Genomic DNA, 3,237 nt, shown 5'->3' with positions numbered 1-3,237 from the left:
GAACCCCGCGGTCACCCCCCGCGCCAAATCCACGATCGGTTGCCGGTAGAGCGCAACGCGCGACTCATCGCACAGCACACGATGGAGCGCCTGCTGCCAGGCCAAATCGCCAATGGCCGAGCCCGTCACATCCGAGAATGTCGGCCCGATTCGCTCCCCACTTGAGCCTCCGCCGCCCCCGGCGAACCGACCCTCGTCACCAGCACCCGATCCACCCGCCGGCCATCCATCGCCATCACCCGGAACTGATAGCCCGGCACCTCCACCCGGTCGCCCACCCGCGGGATACGCCCCAGCCGCGCCATGATGAAACCGCCAACCGTGTCGTAATCCTCGTCGGCCAACTCCGCACCCGTCGCGTCCTCCACATCCGCAATCAGCGCCAGCCCCGAAACCAACAAATTCCCCGAAGGCAGCGCGCGCACCGTATCGCCACCCTGTGCCCGCCCACCGAGCCACCGGCCCAACAGCCGATACAGCACCTCGTCCGCCGTCAAAATTCCGCTCGTACCCCCGTGCTCATCCACCAACACCACAATTTGCACCTGCTTCGCCCGCATCGCCTGCACCGCCACCTCCACACTCACCGACTCCGGGATAGCCACCGCCGGTCGGACCAACTGGCGCCACGACGACTCCCCCCGGCGCACCAGCCCCAACAGGTCCTTCACCTCCAGAATCCCCACAATATGGTCCAAACTCTCCTCGTACACCGGATAGCGCGAATGGTGGTGCCGCTCCACCACATCCAGAACCGCATCCAGCGACGCATCCGCCTCCAGCGCCACCACCTCCGTCCGCGGCACCATGATCTGATCTGCCTGAATCGCGCTGAATTCCAGCGCCCGCCGAGCCAACATCAGCTCGCTCATCGAAAGCAGGCCCGCCCGCGCCGAAGCCTCGATCACCAACTCCAGCTCCTCCGGGTCCAGCGACTCCTCCGCCGGCGAACGCCCGCTCACCCCCAGGGCGCGCACCACCAACCACCCCGACCGGTGGAGAAACCACACGAACGGCCGGAAGACCCGAGCGAACACCAGCACCGGCGGCGCCACGAACAGCCCCACCCGCTCCGTCCGCGCCAAAGCCACCGACTTCGGCGCCAGCTCCGCGAAAACGATCACCAGCGCCGTCACCAACAGAAACGCCAGCGCCGTCGCCGCCACGCTCGACGTCCGGTCCGGCGCCCAGCCGAGCGCACCTCGGAGCGGCGGTTCGATGAGGCCGGCCAACACCGGCTCCCCAAGCCAACCCAACGCCAGCCCGCACATCGTGATACCGAGCTGCGTCGCCGCGATGGTCGCATCCAGCTCGCCCAAAGCCCCCAGCAACAGCCGCGCGCGCGCCTGCCCCGCTGCCGCCAGTTGCTCCACCCGCGTCCGGCGAACCCCCACGAACGCGAACTCCGCCGCCACGAACAGAGCGTTCAGCCCGATCAGGAGGGCGAGCCCCCCGAGCCCCAGGAAAACCAGCCAGCCATCATCCATGCGCCCATTCTATCGGTCGCCACCCACCGCGGCGCCGGCAGCGCCCCGCCCCCGCGGACAGGCTCGAACTCGATGCACAAGCGCCGAGCGCTGCCGCCCCGGCGCCGGATGCCACCGCCCAACGTCCGGACTCAGTTGCCGATACGCTCGAGCTCGGCAGTGGCGCGCTTCATGCGCTCGTTGGCCTCCGAGTACAGGTCCAGGGCAAGCAGCCGGTAGTGATCGACGCGGGTGTCGATGTAGCGAATCCAAGCAGTGAGGAACTCTCCTAAGAGCTCGAGCGCCGTGGCGAACTGCCGGTGTACCGCGGCGAAGCGGGACGGCGGCTGGAGTGCGAGCCCGTCGTCGATGATCGCCCGCGCGCTGCCGATCTTCTTCGCCAGCCCGAGGCGCGTGTCGCCGTCCGGCAGCTGGCCTGGCTTGGGCGTCAATTTGAAGATCTCGTTGAGGACGCCGTACAACTCCTGGATGGTGCGGTTCAGCCCGGCGCGGTACGTGACCGCAGGGTCCGGGGTGGGGGTCGCGGTGGGCCTCGGCGTGGTGGTCGGAGTCGGCGTCTCGGCGGGTCGCGGGGTCTCGCGTGCCAACCGATCGCCAGCCACGCAGCCGCTCGTGCCGATGGCCAGGAGCGCGACGACGATGCCGACGACCCAGCGCATGCGGGTGGAGCCGGCCAAAGGCCAGCGCCACGCGTGGAGCAGAGCGAAGCGGTTCGATGCCATGGTGTCCTCCTCGATGGTGAGGCGTCAGCCTGTGCGAAGTCGGCGACAACACATGCCGCCTTCCCTCGATGAAGCCACCATCTTTCGATGGTGGAAACAGATACCAGCGCATCGGTTCGCCTGGTTGACGTTCCCCCTCAATGAAGCCACCATCTTTCGATGGTGGAAACCTCAACCTTGGGAAGGTTGAGGGGCTGGGCGCGAATGTGCCTCAATGAAGCCACCATCTTTCCATGGTGGAAACCTCAACCTTGGAAGGGTCGAGGGGTGCAGCGCGAACGTCCCTCAATGAAGCGCCGCCATCATTCGACGGGGGAAACGCTTCATTCTCATGGCTGGATAGTCCCTGTCCAATTGATTGGGCATTCTGCCCCAAATCGTGAATCGACGACGACAACTGTCGTCAGCCATCGATTTCATGACTTCCATTCATCTTGAGTTATATAACGTCTCGAGAGCCTCGGCGGCCTCGAGAGCAGCATTGCCCAATGCAATGTCCAACTGCCAGGTTGGCCCTACACCATTAATCAATGCCCTTTTCCTCGCCTTCTCGATAGCATCCTCGATGCTCGCTCCACGGCCGACGAACGTTCGCCGTTCATACGGTAGTGAGGAACCTTCCCTATTCCAAACGACGTCATCGATTTGGACGCGGTATCGACGCGGACCGGGAACGAAGTCCATTCGCACGTAGATTCCATGCAAGAATCGTCTTCCAGCATGATCATTCTCGTACTCGATCACTGACACATTCCCGAGCGTATCGACAATGCGAGCTGTGGGTTTCATTTGCTCCTCCTTGGCTTGATGGTCAAGATTGTCAGTCGCCGTCAGCTCGGGCTCTCCGAGATGCGCTCGGTTTAGGCTGCGGCGATGACGTCGTCGATGGTCCGGGTCGCCCGCTCCCACGGACGGCGGTGTTCAGCCCCGGACTCCCCTCAATGAAGCCACCATCTTTCGATGGTGGAAACCAGCTGGAGCGGGCGACCCGCGAACTCCCCCTTGCTCCCTCAATGAAGCCACCATCT

General features: G+C 64.8%; 2 protein-coding genes. Both read right to left on the bottom strand.

Going from position 1 to position 3,237, the window contains the following annotated elements; genetic code table 11:
- Positions 1-125: 125 nt before the first annotated feature.
- Positions 126-1,487, bottom strand: a complete 1,362-nt coding sequence (locus tag VAE53_RS13025; protein ID WP_322819806.1) for a hemolysin family protein — start codon at positions 1,485-1,487, stop codon at positions 126-128.
- A 131-nt stretch (positions 1,488-1,618) separates the two neighbouring features.
- Complete coding sequence (locus VAE53_RS13020; protein ID WP_322819805.1) at positions 1,619-2,209, bottom strand: hypothetical protein; 591 nt, start codon at positions 2,207-2,209, stop codon at positions 1,619-1,621.
- Between the last annotated feature and the right edge of the window lie 1,028 nt (positions 2,210-3,237).

Source organism: Tepidiforma sp. (assembly GCF_034432735.1).
Lineage (GTDB): Bacteria > Chloroflexota > Dehalococcoidia > Tepidiformales > Tepidiformaceae > Tepidiforma.
Note: the sequence above shows the minus strand (reverse complement) of the source record. Positions and strands in the feature narration are given on the sequence as shown.

Coding starts and splice junctions, on each gene's coding strand:
- VAE53_RS13020 (WP_322819805.1), bottom strand. CDS start 2,209: ATGGCATCGAACCGCTTCGCTCTGCTCCACGCGTGGCGCTGGCCTTTG.
- VAE53_RS13025 (WP_322819806.1), bottom strand. CDS start 1,487: ATGGATGATGGCTGGCTGGTTTTCCTGGGGCTCGGGGGGCTCGCCCTC.